22 protein-coding genes, 1 tRNA gene and 1 riboswitch are annotated in these 19,147 nt (G+C 74.7%); of the genes, 12 read left to right on the top strand and 11 right to left on the bottom strand.

Annotation, left to right across the window (positions count from 1 at the left end; translation table 11 throughout):
• Positions 1 to 27: 27 nt before the first annotated feature.
• The gene (locus ACT17Q_RS08265) at positions 28 to 1,116 is read right to left on the bottom strand and encodes a PHP domain-containing protein (protein ID WP_444665339.1); all 1,089 of its coding nucleotides are present in this window, start codon (positions 1,114 to 1,116) and stop codon (positions 28 to 30) included.
• The gene (gene ku / locus ACT17Q_RS08260; protein WP_444665338.1) at positions 1,113 to 2,036 is read right to left on the bottom strand and encodes a non-homologous end joining protein Ku; all 924 of its coding nucleotides are present in this window, start codon (positions 2,034 to 2,036) and stop codon (positions 1,113 to 1,115) included. The genes ACT17Q_RS08265 and ku overlap by 4 nt, the downstream gene beginning before the upstream one ends.
• A gap of 207 nt (positions 2,037 to 2,243) precedes the next feature.
• Here ku and ligD (ACT17Q_RS08255) point away from each other — a divergent pair, with 207 nt between their 5' ends.
• From ligD (ACT17Q_RS08255) to ACT17Q_RS08240, 4 genes are all read left to right on the top strand, one after another.
• Complete coding sequence (gene ligD / locus ACT17Q_RS08255; RefSeq protein ID WP_094182160.1) at positions 2,244 to 3,167, top strand: non-homologous end-joining DNA ligase; 924 nt, start codon at positions 2,244 to 2,246, stop codon at positions 3,165 to 3,167.
• Entirely contained in the window at positions 3,164 to 4,069 is a 906-nt protein-coding gene (ligD, locus tag ACT17Q_RS08250) for a non-homologous end-joining DNA ligase (protein WP_094180035.1), read from the top strand. Before ligD (ACT17Q_RS08255) ends, ligD (ACT17Q_RS08250) begins: the two co-directional genes overlap by 4 nt.
• A gap of 179 nt (positions 4,070 to 4,248) precedes the next feature.
• Positions 4,249 to 4,833, top strand: a complete 585-nt coding sequence (locus ACT17Q_RS08245; protein ID WP_094180036.1) for a Dps family protein — start codon at positions 4,249 to 4,251, stop codon at positions 4,831 to 4,833.
• Positions 4,830 to 6,011 carry an App1 family protein gene (locus ACT17Q_RS08240; RefSeq protein WP_094180037.1) on the top strand — a complete coding sequence of 394 codons (1,182 nt, stop codon included), beginning with the start codon at positions 4,830 to 4,832 and terminating at the stop codon, positions 6,009 to 6,011. Before ACT17Q_RS08245 ends, ACT17Q_RS08240 begins: the two co-directional genes overlap by 4 nt.
• 73 nt (positions 6,012 to 6,084) lie before the next feature.
• Here ACT17Q_RS08240 and ACT17Q_RS08235 read toward each other — a convergent pair whose 3' ends face one another.
• A complete protein-coding gene (locus tag ACT17Q_RS08235; protein ID WP_094180038.1) occupies positions 6,085 to 6,291 on the bottom strand; it encodes a hypothetical protein in 207 nt (68 codons plus the stop codon).
• A 252-nt stretch (positions 6,292 to 6,543) separates the two neighbouring features.
• On the opposite strand from ACT17Q_RS08235, the gene mqo reads away from it, so the two are divergent.
• Together mqo and ACT17Q_RS08225 are read left to right on the top strand one after the other, a co-directional pair.
• A complete protein-coding gene (mqo, locus tag ACT17Q_RS08230; RefSeq protein ID WP_243860956.1) occupies positions 6,544 to 7,977 on the top strand; it encodes a malate dehydrogenase (quinone) in 1,434 nt (477 codons plus the stop codon).
• Positions 7,974 to 8,270 (top strand): hypothetical protein, encoded by a 297-nt coding sequence (locus ACT17Q_RS08225; RefSeq protein ID WP_444665337.1) that lies wholly within the window; start codon positions 7,974 to 7,976, stop codon positions 8,268 to 8,270. The genes mqo and ACT17Q_RS08225 overlap by 4 nt, the downstream gene beginning before the upstream one ends.
• Positions 8,271 to 8,301: 31 nt before the next feature.
• Here the strand turns inward: ACT17Q_RS08225 and ACT17Q_RS08220 are convergent, their stop codons facing one another.
• The 3 genes from ACT17Q_RS08220 to ACT17Q_RS08210 are packed head-to-tail and all read right to left on the bottom strand — an operon-like array spanning position 8,302 to position 9,829.
• On the bottom strand, positions 8,302 to 8,652 hold the full coding sequence (locus ACT17Q_RS08220; protein WP_094180041.1) for a DUF2277 domain-containing protein: 351 nt from the start codon (positions 8,650 to 8,652) through the stop codon (positions 8,302 to 8,304).
• A 32-nt stretch (positions 8,653 to 8,684) separates the two neighbouring features.
• Complete coding sequence (locus ACT17Q_RS08215) at positions 8,685 to 9,314, bottom strand: methylated-DNA--[protein]-cysteine S-methyltransferase (RefSeq protein ID WP_444665336.1); 630 nt, start codon at positions 9,312 to 9,314, stop codon at positions 8,685 to 8,687.
• A complete protein-coding gene (locus tag ACT17Q_RS08210; protein WP_444665335.1) occupies positions 9,311 to 9,829 on the bottom strand; it encodes an RNA polymerase sigma factor in 519 nt (172 codons plus the stop codon). Before ACT17Q_RS08210 ends, ACT17Q_RS08215 begins: the two co-directional genes overlap by 4 nt.
• A 127-nt stretch (positions 9,830 to 9,956) precedes the next feature.
• Between ACT17Q_RS08210 and ACT17Q_RS08205 the strand changes: the two genes are divergently transcribed.
• The 4 genes from ACT17Q_RS08205 to ACT17Q_RS08190 all read left to right on the top strand — a co-directional run bounded on the left by ACT17Q_RS08205 (position 9,957) and on the right by ACT17Q_RS08190 (position 13,451).
• Complete coding sequence (locus ACT17Q_RS08205) at positions 9,957 to 10,442, top strand: YbaK/EbsC family protein (protein ID WP_094182162.1); 486 nt, start codon at positions 9,957 to 9,959, stop codon at positions 10,440 to 10,442.
• A 104-nt stretch (positions 10,443 to 10,546) separates the two neighbouring features.
• On the top strand, positions 10,547 to 11,341 hold the full coding sequence (locus ACT17Q_RS08200; RefSeq protein ID WP_444665334.1) for a universal stress protein: 795 nt from the start codon (positions 10,547 to 10,549) through the stop codon (positions 11,339 to 11,341).
• 79 nt (positions 11,342 to 11,420) lie between these two features.
• Complete coding sequence (locus ACT17Q_RS08195; protein WP_444665333.1) at positions 11,421 to 13,007, top strand: esterase/lipase family protein; 1,587 nt, start codon at positions 11,421 to 11,423, stop codon at positions 13,005 to 13,007.
• Between the two features lie 54 nt (positions 13,008 to 13,061).
• Positions 13,062 to 13,126: riboswitch (guanidine-III (ykkC-III) riboswitch) on the top strand.
• A gap of 10 nt (positions 13,127 to 13,136) precedes the next feature.
• The gene (locus tag ACT17Q_RS08190) at positions 13,137 to 13,451 is read left to right on the top strand and encodes a DMT family transporter (protein ID WP_141321260.1); all 315 of its coding nucleotides are present in this window, start codon (positions 13,137 to 13,139) and stop codon (positions 13,449 to 13,451) included.
• A 30-nt stretch (positions 13,452 to 13,481) separates the two neighbouring features.
• Here ACT17Q_RS08190 and ACT17Q_RS08185 read toward each other — a convergent pair whose 3' ends face one another.
• Positions 13,482 to 13,826 (bottom strand): hypothetical protein, encoded by a 345-nt coding sequence (locus ACT17Q_RS08185; protein ID WP_232514660.1) that lies wholly within the window; start codon positions 13,824 to 13,826, stop codon positions 13,482 to 13,484.
• 103 nt (positions 13,827 to 13,929) lie between these two features.
• Between ACT17Q_RS08185 and ACT17Q_RS08180 the strand changes: the two genes are divergently transcribed.
• Positions 13,930 to 14,550 (top strand): TetR/AcrR family transcriptional regulator, encoded by a 621-nt coding sequence (locus tag ACT17Q_RS08180; protein ID WP_444665332.1) that lies wholly within the window; start codon positions 13,930 to 13,932, stop codon positions 14,548 to 14,550.
• Here the strand turns inward: ACT17Q_RS08180 and ACT17Q_RS08175 are convergent.
• Positions 14,547 to 16,814: an aryl-beta-d-glycosidase gene (locus tag ACT17Q_RS08175; protein WP_444665331.1), complete on the bottom strand. Its 2,268-nt coding sequence runs from the start codon at positions 16,812 to 16,814 to the stop codon at positions 14,547 to 14,549. The genes ACT17Q_RS08180 and ACT17Q_RS08175 overlap by 4 nt on opposite strands.
• Before the next feature lie 165 nt (positions 16,815 to 16,979).
• Here ACT17Q_RS08175 and ACT17Q_RS08170 point away from each other — a divergent pair, with 165 nt between their 5' ends.
• On the top strand, positions 16,980 to 17,909 hold the full coding sequence (locus ACT17Q_RS08170) for a VOC family protein (protein WP_444665330.1): 930 nt from the start codon (positions 16,980 to 16,982) through the stop codon (positions 17,907 to 17,909).
• Positions 17,910 to 17,948: 39 nt separating this feature from the next.
• Here ACT17Q_RS08170 and ACT17Q_RS08165 read toward each other — a convergent pair whose 3' ends face one another.
• From ACT17Q_RS08165 to ACT17Q_RS08155, 3 genes are all read right to left on the bottom strand, one after another.
• Positions 17,949 to 18,359 (bottom strand): hypothetical protein, encoded by a 411-nt coding sequence (locus ACT17Q_RS08165; RefSeq protein ID WP_444665329.1) that lies wholly within the window; start codon positions 18,357 to 18,359, stop codon positions 17,949 to 17,951.
• A 45-nt stretch (positions 18,360 to 18,404) separates the two neighbouring features.
• Entirely contained in the window at positions 18,405 to 18,917 is a 513-nt protein-coding gene (locus ACT17Q_RS08160; RefSeq protein WP_268534218.1) for a YfcE family phosphodiesterase, read from the bottom strand.
• A gap of 134 nt (positions 18,918 to 19,051) precedes the next feature.
• Positions 19,052 to 19,125, bottom strand: a tRNA-Pro gene (locus ACT17Q_RS08155).
• Between the last annotated feature and the right edge of the window lie 22 nt (positions 19,126 to 19,147).

Genomic DNA, 19,147 nt, shown 5'->3' with positions numbered 1-19,147 from the left:
GCCGGACGTCGTGGCGTGCGATCTTCGTCACGCGTGGGTGCGGGCGAGCAGCTCCTCGACGGGCCAGGTGGTGACCACGCGGGAGGCGTCGATGCCGTGCTGCGCGGCACGCAGACAGCCGGTCAGCTGCCAGTCGAGCTGGCCCGGCGCGTGCGCGTCGGTGTCGATCGCGAAGTCGCAGCCCGCCTCGACCGCGAGCGCGAGCAGGTCGTGCGGCGGGTCGAGCCGGTCGGGGCGGCAGTTGATCTCGACCGCGACGCCGTGCTCGGCGCACGCGTCGAACACGGCACGCGCGTCGAACTCGCTCCGGGGGCGCTCGCGGCCCAGCAGGCGGCGCCCCGTGCAGTGCCCGAGCACGTCGGTCGCGGGGTCGCGGACCGCCGCGATCATGCGGCGCGTCATGGCCGCGCGGTCCATGCGCAGCTTGGAGTGCACGGACGCGACGACGACGTCGAGCTCGGCGAGCAGGTCGGGGTCCTGGTCGAGCGTGCCGTCGTCGAGGATGTCGACCTCGATGCCGGACAGCACGCGGAACGGCGTCACCGCCCGGTTCAGGGCGGCGACCTGGTCGAGCTGGGCACGCAGACGCGCGGCGGACAGCCCGTTGGCGACCGTGAGCCGCGGCGAGTGGTCGGTGATCGCCTGGTACTCGTGGCCGAGCTCGAGGGCGGCGAGCACCATCTCCTGGATGGAGGCGCCGCCGTCGCTCGCCTCCGAGTGCGCGTGCAGGTCGCCGCGGATCGCGTCGCGCAGCGTCCGGGCGGCCGCGGCGTGCTCGCCGGCGGAGTCGAGTGCGGCGGTGACCGACTCCGTGAGCTCGCGCTCGAGCTCCGTGAGGTAGGTGACCTCCTTGCCGCGCCAGGCGAGCTCGACGACGCCCGCGGTGCGGGCCCCGACCGACGGCAGGTCGGTGAGCCCCCCGGCCGCGACGAGCGTGGCGAGGCGCCCCGGCGCCTGCTGCTCGACGACGCTCGCGGCGGAGCGGAACGCCTCGCTGCGGTAGGACGTCGCCTGCGCGCGCTCGAGCAGGAACGCGACGCGTCGCAGGGTGGCGACGGCGCGGTCGCGGCGCGCCGCGTCGTCGGCGTCCGGGGTCACCGGTGTCGCCGGCGTCACGAGGCCTTGGCCTTGGCCTTCTTGCGCGTCGGCTCCGGCGCGTCGTCGTCGGCGGGCTTCTTGCGCGTGCGCGGCTTCGTGGCGCGCTTGGCGGGTGCCGCGTCGTCGCCGTCGTCGGTGGGTGTCTCGCCGCGCGCGGAGCGGGCCTTCTCGACGCTGCGCTGCAGCGCGGCGAGCAGGTCGACGACCTCGCCGCCCTCGCCGCCCTCGGGCGCGGCGGGCTGGGGCAGGGACCGCGTGTCGCCCGAGGAGACCTTCGCCTCGATGAGCTGGGTGAGCGCCGCCTCGTACCGGTCCTCGAACTGCGAGGGGTCGAAGTCGGAGGCGAGGGAGTCCACGAGCGACTGGGCCATGGCGAGCTCGGCGGGCTTGACCGTGACGTCCGCGTCGAGCACGGGGAAGTCGGCGGCCCGCACCTCGTCGGGCCACAGGAGCGTCTGCAGGCAGATGACCCTGCCGCGCACGCGCAGCACGGCCATGGTCTCGCGCTGCCGCAGCGCGACCTTGACGACGGCCATCCGGTCCGCCTCCTCGAGCGCGCCGCGCAGCAGCGCGTACGGCTTCGCGGCGGTCTTGTCGGGCTCCAGGTAGTACGTCTTGCCGAGCAGGATCGGGTCGACCTGCTCGGCGGGGACGAACTCGAGCACCTCGATCTCCCGCTCGGTGGCGAGCGGCAGACGCGCGAAGTCCTCGTCGGTCAGCACGACCAGCTCGCCGTCCGCGGTCTCGTAGCCCTTGGAGATCTCGTCCATCGTCACCGGCTCGCCGTCGACGCTGCACACCTTGCGGTAGCGGATGCGCCCGCCGTCGGCGGCGTGCACCTGGTGCAGCGTGACCTCGTGCTCACCGGTCGCGGCGTACAGCCGGACCGGGACGTTGACGAGTCCGAACGCGACCGCGCCCTTCCAGATCGCCCGCATCGTGCGCCTCCGTCACTCGTGCCCGCTGCCGGGGCTCGTCGCTGCTCGCCTGTCGTGTCCCACGCCTGCCCCGACCTGGGGCTCCAGCCTGCCAGGGGCGTGCCGTCCGCGCTCGTGGCGACGCGCGACGTGCACCCGTCGGGGTGCGGCCGCGCGCTCCCCCGCGCCCGCCGACCCCGTCCTGGGCAGGATGGACCCGTGCTCCCCATGCTGGCCACCCCCGCAACCTCGGGCGGTCTGCCGCGCGGTCCCGGTTGGGCGTTCGAGGTCAAGTGGGACGGCGTGCGCGCGATCGCGGACACCACGGGCCCGGTGCTGCGGCTGTGGAGCCGCGCGGAGCGCGAGGTGACGGCCGCGTACCCGGAGCTCGCGGGGCTCGCGGAGCTGCCGGACACGGTGCTCGACGGCGAGGTGGTCGCGATGGACGCGGGCATCCCGTCGTTCCCCGCGATCGCCGAGCGGATGCACGTGCGCGACCCGCGTCGCGCGGCCGAGCTCGCCCGGGTCCGGCCCGTGACGTACCTCGTGTTCGACGCGTTGCGGGTCGCGGGCGTGGACCTCGCGACCCGCCCGTACGACGAGCGGAGGGCGGCGCTCGAGGCGCTCGTGCTGCCCGAGCGCGTGGCGCTGTCGCCCGTCTACACCGACGGCGACGAGCTCTGGTCGGTCACCGCCGCGCACGGTCTGGAGGGCGTCGTCGCCAAGCGCCGCGCGTCGCCGTACCGTCCGGGCGCCCGCTCGCCCGACTGGGTCAAGGCCGCCCACCGGCACCACGTCGCCGCGCTCGTCGGCGGCTGGCGCGACGAGACGAGCGGGTCCGGTCGCCTGGGCGCGCTGCTGCTCGGCGCGCGCGACGCGACGGGGGCGCTGCGGTACCTCGGGCGGGCGGGCAGCGGCCTGACGGGCGCCCTCGCGCGACGTCTGCACGACGAGGTCGTACCGCTCGCCGCGGCCACGAGCCCGTTCGACGACGAGGTGCCACGGGTCGACGCACGCGGCACGCACTGGTGCGCCCCGACGCTCGTCGTGCAGGTGCGCTACCTGACCCGCACCCCGCAGGGCCGGCTGCGCCAGCCGGTCGTGCTCGGGGTGCGCGACGACACGGTCCCCGACCCCTGGGAGGCGGCATGACCCCCGAGCGCCAGACGTTCGACGTGGGCGGCACGCAGGTGCGCGTCTCGCACCTGGACAAGGTGCTGTACCCGTCGACGGGCACGACCAAGGCCGAGCTGATCGACTACGTCGTGCGGGTCGCTCCCGCGCTGCTGCGCCAGCTCGAGGACCGGCCCGTCACGCGCATCCGGTTCCCGGACGGGGTCGACGGGCAGCCGTTCTTCGAGAAGAACGTGCCGCGCGGCGCGCCGCCGTGGCTGCGCCACCGCGTGCTGCCGGCCGCGCCGGGCAACGACGACGAGGGCACCGAGCTCGACCTGCCGTTCCTCGACGACCTCGCGGGGCTGGTGTGGGCGACCAACGCGGGCGCGCTCGAGCTGCACACCCCGCAGTGGTCGGTCACCCGCGGCGGGAAGGTGCGCGGTGCGGACCGGCTCGTCGTCGACCTCGACCCCGGCGAGGGCGCGGGGCTCGACGAGTGCACGCAGGTGGCGCACCTCGTCGCGCAGCGACTCGCCAAGGACGACCTGACGACGACCGTGCCCGTCACCTCGGGCAGCAAGGGCATGCAGCTGTACGCGCCGTTGCCCCGGCGCCGCCCCGCGGTCCAGGTGCGCCAGTACGCGCGGGACCTGGCGCACGAGCTCGCGCGCGAGCACCCGCAGCTCGTCGTGGCCGTCATGCGCAAGGACCTGCGCGGCGGCAAGGTCCTGCTCGACTGGTCCCAGAACCACCCCGCGAAGACGACCATCACGCCGTACTCGCTGCGCGGCCGGCACGAGCCGCGCGTCGCCGCGCCCCGCTGGTGGGACGAGGTGGTCCCGGGTCTCACCCAGCTCGCTCCCACCGACGTCGCGCAGCGGCTCGCGGAGCGCGGCGACCCGTTCGTGGACGGTGCGGGACGGCCGTCGCCGCCCTGACGCGCGGGTGACCTGCATGGGCAGACGCCCGGGGCACCCCCGCCGGGCGCCTGCCCCGGCGCGTCCCGGACCGGCGCGCCGGTCGGGGCCGTCTGCGATGGCGAGGTGTCGCGACGTGCGGCAGCGTGGAGTCCCGGGCCTGACCGCACGGCCCGCGACCACGAGACGAGGAGCCTGACATGGCGCGCAAGGACCTGCCGAAGTACACCGTCCCCTCGCTGACCCCGCAGGACGGCGCGGCGGTCGCGGCGATCCTCCAGGAGCGGCTGGACGCGCTGAACGACCTGGCGCTCACGCTCAAGCACATCCACTGGAACGTCGTGGGGCCGCACTTCATCGCGGTGCACGAGATGATCGACCCCCAGGTGGACGCCGTGCGCGCGATGGTGGACGCGGTGGCCGAGAGGATCGCTACGCTCGGCGTCGCACCGGTGGGAACCCCGGGTGCGCTCGTGAAGAACCGCACGTGGGACGACTACAGCATCGGCCGCGCGTCGACCACGGAGCACCTGGGCGCGCTCGACGAGGTCTACGTCGGGGTGATCACCGCGCACCGCAAGGCCGCCGCCGACACCGAGGAGCTCGACACCGTGACCAACGACCTGCTGGTCGGCCACCTGCACGAGCTGGAGCTCTTCCACTGGTTCGTCCGGGCGCACCTGGAGTCCTCGGGCGGCGCGCTGAGCACGGCGGGCGCGAGCACCGAGAAGGAGGCCGCGCGCGCGGCCTCGGGTGCGGCACGCAAGGCGTCGGCGGCCAGGTGAGCCCACGCACGACCCCCGGAGCCCGGCCCGGCGCCCGGGGCGACGACCAGCGCGGCGACGACCTGCGCGCGGTCCGCCCCGGGACGTCGCGGCCGTGCTCGGCGCACCCCGACGCGCGGCTGCACCTCGCGGCACGGCTCGAGGACGCGTTCGACCGCCGCGTCGCGGCGGTGCTGGCGCGCCGCGGCTGGACGCTGCGGATCGAGCCGTACGCCGGGTACGGCGCGCCGGGCTGGGTGCGCGTGTTCGCCCGCACGCTGCTGGCCGCGCCCGTCGTGCACGAGCAGGACCTGCCGGGTGCGGGTGCCGCGGCCCAGGCGGGTGCGCGTCCCGCGGCGGCGGTGCGCGGCTGGCGGTCGTTCGCGACAGCGCAGGTCGCCGGCGCGTGGGTCGAGGTGCGCGTCGGTGACCGCGTGCACCGGGTCGAGACCGACCGCGGCGGCTACCTGGACGTGCGGCTGGCGAGCGACCTCGCGCCCGGTTGGCACGACGTGGAGCTGCGCGCGGCGGACGGCGCGCGTGCGACCGCGCCGGTGCACGTGATCGGTCCGGACGTGCGGTCGGGCATCGTGAGCGACATCGACGACACGGTCCTCGTCACCCGTCTCCCCCGCATCTTCGTCGCGGCCTGGAACACGCTCGTCCGGCACGAGAACGCCCGCGAGCCCGTCCCCGGCATGGCCGGCCTCTACGCGCGGCTCCTCGCGGGCCGGGACATGCCCGTGGTGTACCTGTCCACGGGGGCGTGGAACGCCGCGCCCGCGATCGGCCGCTTCCTGCGCCGGTTCGGGTTCCCGCCCGGCCCCATGCTGCTGACCGACTGGGGTCCGACGAACACGGGCTGGTTCCGCAGCGGCCGCGAGCACAAGCTGTCGCAGCTGCGGCGGCTCACCCAGGAGCTGCCGCAGGTGTCGTGGGTGCTGATCGGCGACGACGGCCAGCACGACCCGCAGATCTACGCGCACGCCGCGCAGGAGCGTCCCGAGCGGGTGCGCGCGATCCTGCTGCGTCAGCTGACGTTCGCGGAGCACGTGCTCGCGCACGGACTGCCCGTCCCCGCGTCGGGCTCGGTGCGTGCGGAGGACCAGGCGTCGCGCGACGGGATCCCGGTGCTGCAGGGTGCCGACGGCTACGAGCTGCTGCGCGCGGTGCAGCAGGCCCAGATCACGCTGGAGTAGCGCACCGGGCACTGAAGTAGCGCAAGCGGCGACCGCCGGACGGACGCCGCTGGGACCGGCTGCGCGGGCGGGCTCAGAGGCGGTCGGGGTCGTCCCACTCGTCGTTGCTCGACACGGGCTCGTCGTCGGGGACCAGCTCGGTGGCCCGCAGCGACCGGGGCGCCCGGCTCGGGTCTCCCCCGGACCGCGCGTCCGCGGCGGCGAGCACCGCGTCGTCGGGGGTCCGCTCGGCGATGCGCTCGGCGGCCGGGTTCGAGACGAGGTCGTGATCGCGCGGCATGCCATCGTTTTACCCGGTCGGCGGCGATCGCGCACCCGTTCGGCCACGCAAGCGACGACCTGCACCTGGCATCCGCGCTGCTCACGGCCCCGCCAGAGACCAAGGTCACATGTCGGGAAGATCACAGGTGCCTCGCGGTGAAGAATCTCGACGTCAACTTACGATCGGCTCGTGCCTTCCCGGAACACCGCCCCCGGAACCGAGCCCCGCACCGACACGGACCTGGACGTCCTGCTCGTCGGTGGGGGGATCATGAGCGCGACGCTCGCGAGCCTCCTGAGCACGCTCGAGCCGTCCTGGCGGATCGAGATCCACGAGCGACGGGACGCCGTCGCGCAGGAGAGCTCCAACCCGTGGAACAACGCGGGCACCGGCCACGCGGCGCTGTGCGAGCTCAACTACACCCCGCAGCGCCCGGACGGCTCGGTCGACATCACGAAGGCCGTGACGATCAACGAGCAGTTCGAGCTCTCGCGCGAGCTGTGGCACTACCTCGCCGGCAAGGACCGCCTGCCCGGTGGCTCCGGCTTCGTCTCCGCCACGCCGCACATGACGTTCGTCCGCGGCGCCGAGGGCGTCGACTACCTGCGTCGCCGCCACGCGGCGCTGAGCAGCCACCCGCTGTTCTCCGACCTCGAGTTCTCGACGGACCCGGAGCAGATCCGCCGGTGGGCTCCCCTCCTGGTGGCCGACCGCGACCCCGACGAGCCGGTCGCCGCGACGCGTGCCACCGCCGGCACGGACGTGGACTTCGGCGCCCTGACCCGCTCGATGATCGACGACACGGTCCGCCGCGGCGCGTCCCTGCACCTCGAGTCCGAGGTGACGCGCCTGCGCCGCCGCGCGGACGGGACGTGGCGCGTGACGCTGCGCGACCGTCGCTGGAACGGCCACCGGCGTGCGCGCGTCGTCACCGCGCGGTTCGTGTTCATCGGCGCGGGCGGCGGTGCGCTCGGCCTGCTGCAGAAGTCGGGGATCCCCGAGATCAAGGGCTACGCGGGCTTCCCGATCAGCGGCCAGTTCCTGCGCACGACGAACCCCGCGGTCGTCGCCCAGCACCACGCCAAGGTGTACGGCCGGGCCGAGATCGGCGCTCCCCCGATGTCCGTGCCGCACCTCGACACGCGCGTCGTCGAGGGCGAGACCGCGGTCATGTTCGGCCCGTACGCGGGCTGGAGCATGAAGTTCCTCAAGCACGGCTCGTGGCTCGACCTCGTGCGGTCCATCCGCCCGGGGAACCTCGTCCCGATGCTCGCCGTCGGGCTGCAGAACCTCGACCTGCTGAAGTACCTCATCAGCGAGGTCACGGCGTCGCGCGAGGCACGCTTCGCCGCGCTGCGCAGGTTCGTGCCGACGGCGCGCGCGTCCGACTGGGAGCTCATCACCGCGGGCCAGCGCGTCCAGGTCATCAAGAAGGGCAAGGGCGGCGGCGTCCTCGAGTTCGGCACCGAGCTCGTGACGTCCGCCGACGGCTCGATCGCGGGCCTGCTGGGCGCCTCGCCGGGCGCCTCGACCGCGGTCGCGACGATGGTCACGCTGCTCGAGCGGTGCTTCCCGGAGCGGGTCGAGGCGTGGCAGCCGGCGCTGCGGGAGATGATGCCGAGCCTCGGCGGCGGCACCTGGGACGAGTCGTTCGAGCTGGACCGCTTGGTCGACGAGGCGTTCTCGTCCGATCATTCAGCGTGACCCCGGACGAACCCTCAGCCCCCGAGGCCGTCAGCGCCGAGATGCGCCGCGCGAAGGCGCAGGCGTTCACGGACCACACGACGGTCGGACTCGTGCGCACGGAGGCCGACGGTCGCGTGACGATCGCGTGCGCGTGCGGCATGGAGCTCACGAACGGCCCGACGTGGTCGCTCGACGAGCACATCCGCCTGCACCGTGCCGAGGCGCGCTTCCTCGCGCTCGCCGCCGTCGCGCCCGTGGGCATCCCCCGGCTCGTGCCGTGGCCGGTCCCGGGCGTCGACGCGCAGGTCTGACCCCGCGCGCCCGACGACCCTGCGCGACAGGTCAGTCGCGCACGACGACGAGCCCGTCGTCGTGGTCGTGCGGCAGCCCGAGTTCGTGCGCGCGCTCGTGCGCCTCCCGGGCCGCCATCCGCTCCGCGATGCGCGCCTGCACCTGCGGCCGGCGCAGCGGCGGGACCGTCGGTGGCGGGGTGCGGCGCTCGGGCAGCTCCGCGAGGATCGCGGCGGTCGCCGCCGCCACCGCCCGCACGGCCGCCTCGAACGGTTCACGCGTCGCGGCCGACGGTGTGCGCACCCCCGTGACCTTGCGCACGTACTGCACGGCGGCGGCCTCGATCTCGTCGTCGGTCGCGGGCGGCTCGAGGCCGCGCAGGGTCGTGATGTTCCGGCACATGTGCCGACGCTACGCCGCGGCCCGCGGGCCTGTCAGGACGCGTCCCCGCCGGGGCGCTCGAGCTCGAGCAGCGCCGCCTTCGCGGCGTCACCACCGGCGTACCGGCCCGGGGACCCGTCGGAGCGGACCACGCGGTGGCACGGCACGACGAGCGGCACCGGGTTGAGCGCGCACGCGGTCCCCACGGCCCGCACGGCGCGGGGGTGCCCGGCCGCGGACGCGACCTGGGCGTAGCTGGCCGTGCGCCCGTAGCCGATCGTCGGGAGGTGCTCGACGACCGCACGCCGGAACCCGGTCGCGAGGCGCAGGTCGACCGGCAGATCGAACCGGTGGCGGGCGCCCGAGAAGTACTCGTCGAGCTGACGTGCGACGTCGTCGAGCCTGCGGGGCGCCGCCAGCACGCGCGGGCTGACGCGCGCCGCGAGGTCGGCCAGCACGGCGTCGTGGTCCTGCACCGCGAACGCGACGCGGACCAGCCCGACCGGGGTGGCCGCGAGCAGCAGGGTGCCGACCGGGGCGTCGAGCGTCCGGTACGCGACGTCGAGCAGGCCCGCGTCCTGCGCGCGTGCGACGAGCCGCGCGTGCAGGTCGGCGATCGCCCGCTCCCCCGGTTCCGGCACGGCCGCCAGCAGGCGCGCGGTCTCGTCGTCGACGGTGCTCATGACCGGTCTCCTGTCTGCGGGAGGGCGGCGCGGTCGCCGTCCTGCTCGTCGTGCCACCACCGCGGCGCCGTGCGACGCAGGGCCGCGACACCGTCGGCCGCCGCCCGCCGCGCGGCCTCGACGCTGCCGCCGAGCTCGGCGGCGACCTCGACGTACGGCAGACCGGCGAGGTGGTGCAGCGTGACCGCGTGCCGCTGCTTGTCGGGGAGCGTCGCGAGCGCACCCCACAGGTCGAGGTCGCGGTGCCGGTCGCTCGCGGGCGCGTCCGGCAGGTCACCGACGGGTACCGCACGCCGCCGGGTCGCGCGCCACACGTCGATCGACCTGCGGCGTGCGATCGTCACGAGCCACGCCTCGACGTTCGTCCCGGGCTCGAGCGTCGGCCAGGCACGCAGCGCCGCGAGGAACGTCTCGGCCCACGCGTCCTGCGCGTCGTGCGGTCCGACGACCGCCCGGCACACGCGCAGCACGGTGGCACCGTGCGCGCGCACGACCTCCTCGAACGGTCCGGGCATGGTCACAGTGTGCAGACGTCGCAGCCCGTCACGGCGTGAGGTCCGTGCGCGGACCGCGCGCCGGGGCGCGGCACGCAGACGGGCACGCGTGCGCGGGGCACCCCCTGACCTGCGGCAGGATGTGACCGTGACCACGACGAACTCGTTGCCGGCCCGGTCCCTGATCGTCGCCCAGGCCCTCGCGGACGCCGGTGTCGAGGGGGAGGTGGTCGAGCTGCCCGACTCCGCGCGGACCGCGGCGGAGGCGGCGGCCGCGCTCGGCTGCCAGGTCGGGCAGATCGCCAACAGCCTCGTGTTCTGGGCCGACGGCACGCCGTTGCTCGTCATGACCAGCGGCCGGCACCGTGTCGACACGACCGCGCTCGCCCGCCGGCTCGGCCGCACGACGCTCGAGCGTGCCACGCCCGAGCAGGTGCGGCTCGCGACGGGCCAGGCGATCGGCGGTGTCGCGCCCGTCGGGCACCCGACGCCGCTCGAGACGGTCGTCGACGAGTCGCTCGCCGAGTACGCGCGCGTGTGGGCCGCGGGTGGCACGCCCCACACGGTCTTCCCGACGACGTTCGACGAGCTCGTGCGGCTCACGGGCGGCTCGGTGCACCCCGTCACGAGCTGACGCGACGCGCGTCACGGGCGCGCCGGGACCTTGGTGCCACCTCCGGGCGCCCTCGAGGGGCGATGCTGGCAGCGTCGTCACCCAGGGTCAGCGAGGTGATCGGGATGCGGATCGACGGACCGGTGGTCGTCGCCGTCGACGGGACGGAACGCAGCGTGCGGACGCTGCGCTGGGGCATCGAGGCTGCGGTGCAGCGTCGGGCACGGCTCGTCGTCGCGCACGTCGCCGCGCCCGCGGTGGGTCCCTGGACGTGGGCCGGCGCCCCGGCCGTCCCGGCGGACGACGACGCCCTCGTGGGCGAGCTGCGCCAGGTGTGCACCAGGGTCGCGCGAGCGCACCCCGACCTCGACGTCACGGCCGTCCTGCTGCACGGGTCGACCGTCCCCGCGCTCACCGAGTACACGCGCGACGCGCAGCTGCTCGTCACCGGACGGCGCGGCGCACCGCCGGCGACGCTGACGGTCGGCACGGCGCTGTCCTGGCGCGCCCGCTGCCCCGTCGCGATCGTGCGCGAGGACCTCGTGACGTCCGGACCCGTGGTCGTCGGTGTCGACGAGACGCCGGGGTCGTGGTTCGCGGCCGGGCTCGCGGCGCGCGAGGCGCGCCACCGCGGGGTGCCGCTGCACGTGCTGCACGCCCGGCGCCCGCACGACGACGACGCGGGCCGTCGCACCGCGCTCGACGTCGCCGCGGACCTCGCGGAGACCTACCCGGACCTGCCGGTGCGCACGTTCCTGTCCGACGGTGACCCGGTGCGCGCGCTCGTCGAGGCGTCCCGCACGGCCGGGCTCCTCGTCGTCGGCAGCCGTCAGGTACGCGGCTGGCGACGGCTCGTCGGCAGGCGCGTGGCCCGCCTCGCATCGTGCCCCGTGCTCGTCGTGCGCGACGAGACGCCGTGACGCCCCGCCGCGGTATCTGAGCGCACGTCACCGGTTCCTCCCCGACGACCGCCGCGGGCGGAGGGCGAGGAGGCCTGCGATGTCGTACACGGGCGACGGGCGGCTGCCCGTCATCTACGTCCGAGGGTTCGCGGGGGGACGCGGCGGCATCAACGACGCGGTCGCCGACCCGTTCTACGGGTTCAACGAGGGATCCGTGCAGGTCCGTGTCGTCGACTCGGCGCGTCCGCAGTTCCACCAGTTCGAGAGCCCCCTGCTGCGGCTCATGATCGACCACGAGTACCAGCTGCTCGTCGAGGGGAACCAGGCGACCTACCTGCAGACCAGGGGCGACGGCGACGTGCCCGCCGCGACGATCTGGGTGCACCGCTTCTACGACGACTACTCGACGGAGCTCGTGACGGACGCACCCGCGTTCAGCATCGAGTCGGCGTCCCAGAAGCTGTTCGAGATGGTGCAGCTCGTGCGGCGCCGGACGGGCGCGCCACGGGTCTTCCTGGTGGCGCACTCGATGGGCGGGCTCGTCGTGCGCGGGATGCTGCAGCGCGTGATCCCGGACACCCTCGGGCCGGACGGGCGGCCGCTGGTCGCGTCGGACCTGGTGGACCGGGTCTTCACGTACGCGACGCCGCACGGCGGGATCGAGTTCGACGTCGGCTTCGGGCTCCTCGAGAAGCTGCGGGACACGCTCGGCGTGCAGGGCGCCGACATCTTCGGGCCGCGCCGCATGCGCGAGTACCTGACCCCGGCGAGCGCCACGGAACCGGAGGGCGGGTTCGACGCGACCGTCCTGCCCGACGGGAGCTTCCCGCGCGAGCGGTTCTTCTGCCTCGTCGGGACGAACGCCTCCGACTACGACGTCGCGCTCGGGCTCTCGGCGCGCGCGGTGGGCCCGCGCAGCGACGGTCTGGTGCAGATCGACAACGCCTACATCGACAAGGCGCCCCGTGCCTTCGTCCACCGCAGCCACTCGGGGCGCTACGGGATCGTCAACTCCGAGGAGGGCTACCAGAACCTGCGCCGGTTCCTGTTCGGCGACCTGGAGGTCACGGCCGACCTCACCGGGCTGCGGCTGCCCGGGACGCGGGACGACGACACCGTCTGGCAGCTCGAGAGCCAGATGTCGATCCGCGGCCTGCCCGTGGTGCTGCACGAGCAGAGCGCCGCGCACCTGTGCCCCATCCAGATCGAGCGTCCGAGGACCACGGACGACGCGGCGCGACCGGTCCCGCTGGTGCGCACGTACCTGTGGTCGAAGGCGAGCCGCCCGCAGGACCCCCGGACGGGGGCGCCGTCCACGACCATGCGGCACGTGCTGCGGCTGCGGCTGCTGTCGCTGCGCAAGTCCGGAGGGCTGCTGTCGTTCCTCGACCACCTCGAGCAGGCCGAGGACTGGTCCGACGTCCTCGTGGTCGACATCGAGATCTCGCAGGACGCACAGCCGCGCGCCTGGGCCGAGTGGGGGTCACGGGTCGAGGGCGCGCTGCGGGACTGGAAGCCCGACCCGGGCGCGACGCTCCCGCTGACGGACGAGGAGGACGCCCCGGGTGTGTGGCGTGCCTGCGTCGGGGTGCCCGAGGCCGCCCGCCCGCTGCTCGGGGCCGGCGCGGCCGTGACGATCCAGGTGCAGGGCCGTGCCACGCTCGACCGTGCGGTGCACGTGTGACCGACCTGACCGGCGGGCGACAGTCGCGCGGGCAGGCCGTGTGAGAGCCTGGGTGCAGAGCCCGCCGCCGGGCTCCCGGACGAGGGTGCCGTACCCGGACAGCGACAAGACGGCACGTCGGAGCTCGCCATGGCATGGTTCGTCCTCGTCCTGTCCGGAGCCCTCGAAGCCGTCTGGGCCACCGCCCTCGGCCGCTCGCAGGGCCTGCACCGTCTCGTCCCGACGGTCGTCTTCGTGGTCGCGCTGACCGCGAGCATGCTGGGGCTCGGCTACGCGATGCGCACGCTGCCAGTCGGCACGGCGTACGCCGTGTGGGTCGGCATCGGTGCCTCGTTGACGGTGGGCTGGGCCATGCTCAGCGGCGCCGAGCCCGTCAGTGCCGTCCGGCTGCTCCTCGTGCTGGGCATCGTCGCGTGCGTGGTCGGGCTGAAGCTCGTCCACTGACACCCCCGCTGACGCCCCCGCTGGCACCCCTCAGGCGGGCATGACCTTCGCGCCCGCCGCCCGTGGCGTCTGCGGCGGGCCGACGAACCAGCTCACCGAGCGCGCGACGTCGCCTGCCCGCAGCCACTCGTGGCGCTCGGAGCGCGGGTCGTCCTGGTCGTCGCGCCACGCCACCATGACGTGCTCCGCGGTCCACCGCACGGCCCGCGCGGGGCGCCACTCCTCGGTCCCGTCGAGCCAGACCACGCGGACGATGACCGGGATGTCGCCCTGCGGCCGGACCGGGATGCGCTCGGGAGCCTCCCGGTTCGCGACCTCGCGCCGGGTGCCGCGCGGCGCCCATGCCCCGGCGCGAGGGTTCGTGCTGTGCTCCACCCGGTCATCGTACTCGCACACCTGTTCGAACCGCGACGTCGGTCGGCCGCTCTCACCCGCCCGCCGTGCGGGTCCAGGCGGCGGCAGGTGCGATCCTGTCCCCGTGACAGCCCAGGAGACCGAGCCCGAGGTGCGCCGCGGGTACGCCCGGGGGCGGGCGACGCGCGAGGAGATCCTCGAGGCCGCGCTCGTGCTGTTCGGCGAGGTCGGGTACCACACGGCGTCCCTGCGGGAGATCGCCGCGCGCGTCGGGATCTCCCACCCGGGCCTGCTGCACCACTTCGCGAGCAAGGCCGCGCTGCTGGAGGCGGTGCTGCAACGCCGCGACGACGTCGACGACGCCGCCATGGCGCAGGACCTCGCGTCGGGCTTCGACTACCTCGAGGCGCTCGTGCGCGTCGTCGAGCGCAACGCCGCGCGGCCCGGGATCGTCGAGCTGTTCGCGACACTGTCGAGCGAGGCGACGTCTCCGGCGCACCCCGCGCACGCGTACTTCGAGCGCAGGTACGCCCGCACGCTCGCGGACCTGGTCCACGTGTTCGAGCAGCACCGGGCGGAGGGCCGGCTGCGCGACGGTCTCGAGCCGGTCGCGGCGGCGCGACGCATGATCGCCGTGATGGACGGGCTCCAGGTGCAGTGGCTGCTCGGCGCGGACTGTCCCGCGACGCGCGTCGACATGGTCGAGCACGTGCGCGCGCAGTACGTGTCGTACCTGCGCGACTAGCCCTCCTCGTCGGCGTTCGCGAGCGCGACCAGCGCCGCGAGGTCGTCGTGGTCGAGGGGCGCGAAGCCCGAGTCGACGAGCGCACGGGCGGGCATCTGCAGGATCATCGCGCGCATCGTCTCGTCGAGGTCCGCGAGGCCCTGCTCGCCCTCGCGTGGTGCGAGCAGCGGCGCCAGGACCTGCGCGCCGCGTGGGTGCTCGAGCCACTCGCCGATCGTCGACATCGCGCTGAGCTCGCCCCACAGGGGCTCGCCCTCGACGTCCACCTCGAGCGCGCCGCGCACGTCGCGCGACGACGCCCCGACCTCGACGACGAACGCGCCGCCCTCCACGACCCACCGCCGCAGGCCGGGGTGCCAGTACGACAGGTCCCGGGCCGTGAGCGTGAACGACGCCGTGGCCGACTCCCCCGGCCCCAGCGTGAGCTTGGTGAACGCCCTGAGCTCGCGCACGGGACGCACCACTCCGGCCTGCGGGTCGCGCACGTACACCTGCACGACCTCCGCACCGGCGCGCGCGCCGAGGTTCGTGACCCGCACGTCGACGTCGAGCGTCACGTCGGCACCCGAGCCGTGGACCTGCACGCGCACGTCGTCGTACCCGAAGGTCGTGTACGTCAGGCCGTGCCCGAACGGGAACGCGACGTCCAGCCGGCGCGTGTCGTACCACCGGTACCCGACGAGCACCCCCTCGCCGTACCGCACGTGCCCGTGCTCCCCGGGGAAGCTCCCGAACGCCGGGGTGTCCTCGAGCCGCAACGGGACGGTCTCCGCGAGCCGGCCCGACGGCGGCACCGCGCCCGTGAGCACGTCCGCGACGGCGGACCCGCCCGCCTGCCCGCCGAGCCACGTGACGAGGACCGCGGCCGCGTCGTCGCGCCACGGCATCTCGACCACCGAACCGCCCGCGAGGACGACGACGACCCGGCGGGTGACCTCGGCGAGTGCGTGCAGCAGCGCGACCTGGTTCTCGGGGAGGCCGAGGCGCGGCCGGTCGTAGCCCTCGGACTCGTCCGGCGCCGGCAGGCCGAGGTGCACGACGACCGTGTCCGCGCCGCGCGCCGCCTCGACGGCCGACTCGAGCAGCGACGCGTCGTCTCCCGGGCGTCCGTCCGGCAGGGTGTAGCCCGGCTCGAACGCGACGTCGTCGCGCTGGGCGCGCAGCGCGCTCAGCGCGTCGTCGAGACGCGTCGGGTTGACCTGCGAGGAGCCCGCGCCCTGGTAGCGCGGCGTGCGGGCGAGCTCGCCGACGACCAGGACCCGTCCGCGAGCCAGCGGGAGGAGCGGGGCGCCGTCGACGGGCTCGTTCTTCAGCAGGACCGTGCCGGCGGCGGCGGCCTCGCGGGCGAGGGCATGGTGGGCGTCGGCGTCGTAGTCCCCGGGTGCGTCGAGCGCGGGCTGGGCGCGGGCGACGACCTCCAGGACGCGGCGAACGGCGCGGTCGAGCACCGCCTCGTCGAGCCGCCCCTCGCGTACGGCCGCGACGACCGCCTCGTCGGAGCGCGGACCGGCCGACGGCATCTGCAGGTCCAGCCCGGCGGCGAGCGACACCGCGCGGTCCTGGACGGCGCCCCAGTCGGAGACGACGACTCCGTCGAAGCCCCACTCGTCACGCAGCACCTGCGTGAGCAGCCACTCGTGCTCGGACGCGTACGTGCCGTTGATCTTGTTGTAGGCGCACATGACGGTCCAGGGGCGTGCGCGGGTCACGACCCGCTCGAACGCGGGCAGGTAGATCTCGCGCAGGGTGCGCTCGTCGACGTCCACCGACACGCGCATGCGGTCGGTCTCCTGGTTGTTGGCGGCGAAGTGCTTCAGCGACGTGCCGACGCCCTGCGACTGGACCCCCGTGACGAGCGCCGCGCCGAGCTCGCCCGAGAGCACGGGGTCCTCGGCGAGGTACTCGAAGTTCCGGCCGCACAGGGGCGTGCGCTTCATGTTGACGCCCGGTCCGAGCAGCACGGCGACCTGTGCGGCCCGTGTCTCGCGGCCGAGCGCCTCCCCCACGCGACGCGTGAGGTCGACGTCCCACGTCGACCCGAGCGCCGCCGCGGTGGGGAAGCAGGTCGCGGGGTCCGCGCCCCCGAGGCCGAGGCCGACCGAGGCGCTCGTCTGCTTGCGCAGGCCGTGGGGTCCGTCGGTGACCATGACCGACGGCACGTCGAGGCGTTCGACGGCCTTGAGGTGCCAGAAGTCGGCACCCGACGTGAGCGCCGCCTTCTCCTCGAGCGTGAGCCTGGGCAGGACGTCGTCGACGTCGAACATGGCACCTCCTCGTGCGGGTCCGTGTGCCGAGGCTAGCCGATTACCTACCGAGTGGTAGGTGACGTGCGTGCTTGCGTGTCGCACCCTCCCGGACTACCTTGGTAGTTGAACATACAACTATCTCGCTCGACCGCCACCACGACCACCCCCGCTGGAGCGCCTGCCATGACCACGTCCCCCCTCGCCGCCGTCACCGACGAGCAAGTCATCAACCCCGAGACGACGATGGACGCGGTGACCCTGCGCGTGGGCGACCTCGAGCGCATGTCCGGCTACTACTCCGGCGCGCTCGCGATGGAGCCCCTCGAGGAGCGCAGCCGCGGCCGCGAGGTGCACCGCGTGCTCGGGCGCGGCACCACCCCGATGCTCCGCCTCGTCCACACCCCCGACCTCCCGCCGGTCGACCCCCGCCAGTCGGGCCTGTTCCACACCGCGTTCCTGTTCGACGACCGCTCGAGCCTCGCGGCGACCGTGTACCGCGCCGCGCAGGACCCGCTCAGCCGGTTCGTCGGGTCCAGCGACCACTCCGTGAGCGAGGCGTTCTACTTCACCGACCCCGAGGGCAACGGCATCGAGCTCTACACCGACCGCGACCGTGACCTGTGGCTGCACCAGCGCGGCCAGATCATGATGACCACCGAGTTCCTCGACCCCAACGCCTTCCTGCGCGAGCACCTCACGCAGGAGGCCGTCGACGCGGGACCGCGCCTCGCCGGGCGCGTCGGTCACGTGCACCTGCAGGTCGGCGACATCGCACGCGCCGACGACTTCTACGTCCGCACCCTCGGGTTCGAGGCCACCATGCGCGAGTACCCGGGCGCGCTGTTCGCGTCCGCCGGCGGCTACCACCACCACATCGCGATGAACGTGTGGAACAGCCAGGGTGCGGGCCCGCGGGCTTCGACGCTCGGCCTCGGCGACGTCGCGGTCACCGGCCCGACGCGCGGCGACCTCGACGCGCTCGCGGCCCGGCTGCGGGCGCAGGGTGTCGCGTTCGCCGACGACGGCCGCGCGATCACCACGCGCGACCCGTGGGACACGCAGGTGACCGTGTCGCTGCCCGGCTCGAGCACCGAGGACGTCCTCGCGCGCTGAGCCCGCTGCGTCACCCGAGCGCGCTGAGCCCGCTGCGCCTCACCCGAGCGCGCTGCGCAGGTCCGCCACGTCCGCCGTCGCGATCCCGACCGCCGATGCGCCCGCCCGCAACGCGTCGTCAGCCGAGACGAGCACGTCGCCCTGGAGCCGCGCGACCGCGAGGTACTCGGCCCGTCGGACGTCCGCCCACGGCACCTGGTCGGCCGGCTGCCACGCGACCCGGCGCGTCACGCGGTCCGCGAGCAGCCGGATCCGGGGCATCGCGATCCCGTGCAGGTCCGCGAAGCCCTCGCGGCGTGTGCGCTCGCCACGCAGCACCTCCTCGCGCAGGAGCGCGAGCGCGTCCGAGCGGAGCACGCCCGGCCCCACCAGGGAGTGCTCCGGGGGCACGACCACCCCGGCGCGCACCAGGCCGACGGCGACGGGCGCGTCGATCGCGAACCGGGTCACGTCCCGAGCGTGCCACGCGGCCGACGCGGCCACCAGGGTGGGCCGTCAGCCCCGGCGCACGGGCACCAGCGTGACGTCGCGCAGGCCGGTGCCGTCCACCACCGCCGTCATGAGCGTGCACACCGGCTGGCGGCGCCGGTCGGTCGGCGATCCCGGGTTGAGCAGCCGCGTGCCCGCGGACGTCACGGCGTCCCACGGGATGTGGCTGTGGCCGAACACCAGCAGGTCGGGCCGGTCGTCCGCGAACCGCGCGTCGACCCGCCGCGCGCGCCCGTCCGCCGGCCCGGTCTCGTGCACCACCGCGATGCGCACGGCCTCGACCACGACCCGCGCGACCTCGGGCAGGCGTGCGCGCAGGTCGGCGCCGTCGTTGTTGCCGGACACGCCGACGAGCCGCGGCGCGCGTGCCTCGAACGCGTCCAGCGTCTCGACGTCCACCCAGTCCCCCGCGTGCACGACCACGTCAGCGGCGTCGACCGCCCGCCACACGTCGTCGGGCACCCGCCGCGCGCGCGCCGGGACGTGCGTGTCGGACACCAGCAGGAGACGCGTGACCATCGGTCCATCGTGCGCGACCTGGCCCGAGCGCGCAGGTCTCGGCGCCGCCCCGCGAGCTCGTGCGGGTCGCGCACCGCACGCCCCCGGACATGCGTCAGGCCTGGTGAGACGTCGTCTCACCAGGCCTGATCTCGTCGGGCTGACAGGATTTGAACCTGCGACCCCTTGACCCCCAGTCAAGTGCGCTACCAAGCTGCGCCACAGCCCGAACGGCTCCCGAAGAAGCCTGC

It is taken from the genome of Cellulomonas sp. CW35 (assembly GCF_052378485.1).
Taxonomy (GTDB): domain Bacteria; phylum Actinomycetota; class Actinomycetes; order Actinomycetales; family Cellulomonadaceae; genus Cellulomonas; species Cellulomonas uda.
Note: the sequence above shows the minus strand (reverse complement) of the source record. Positions and strands in the feature narration are given on the sequence as shown.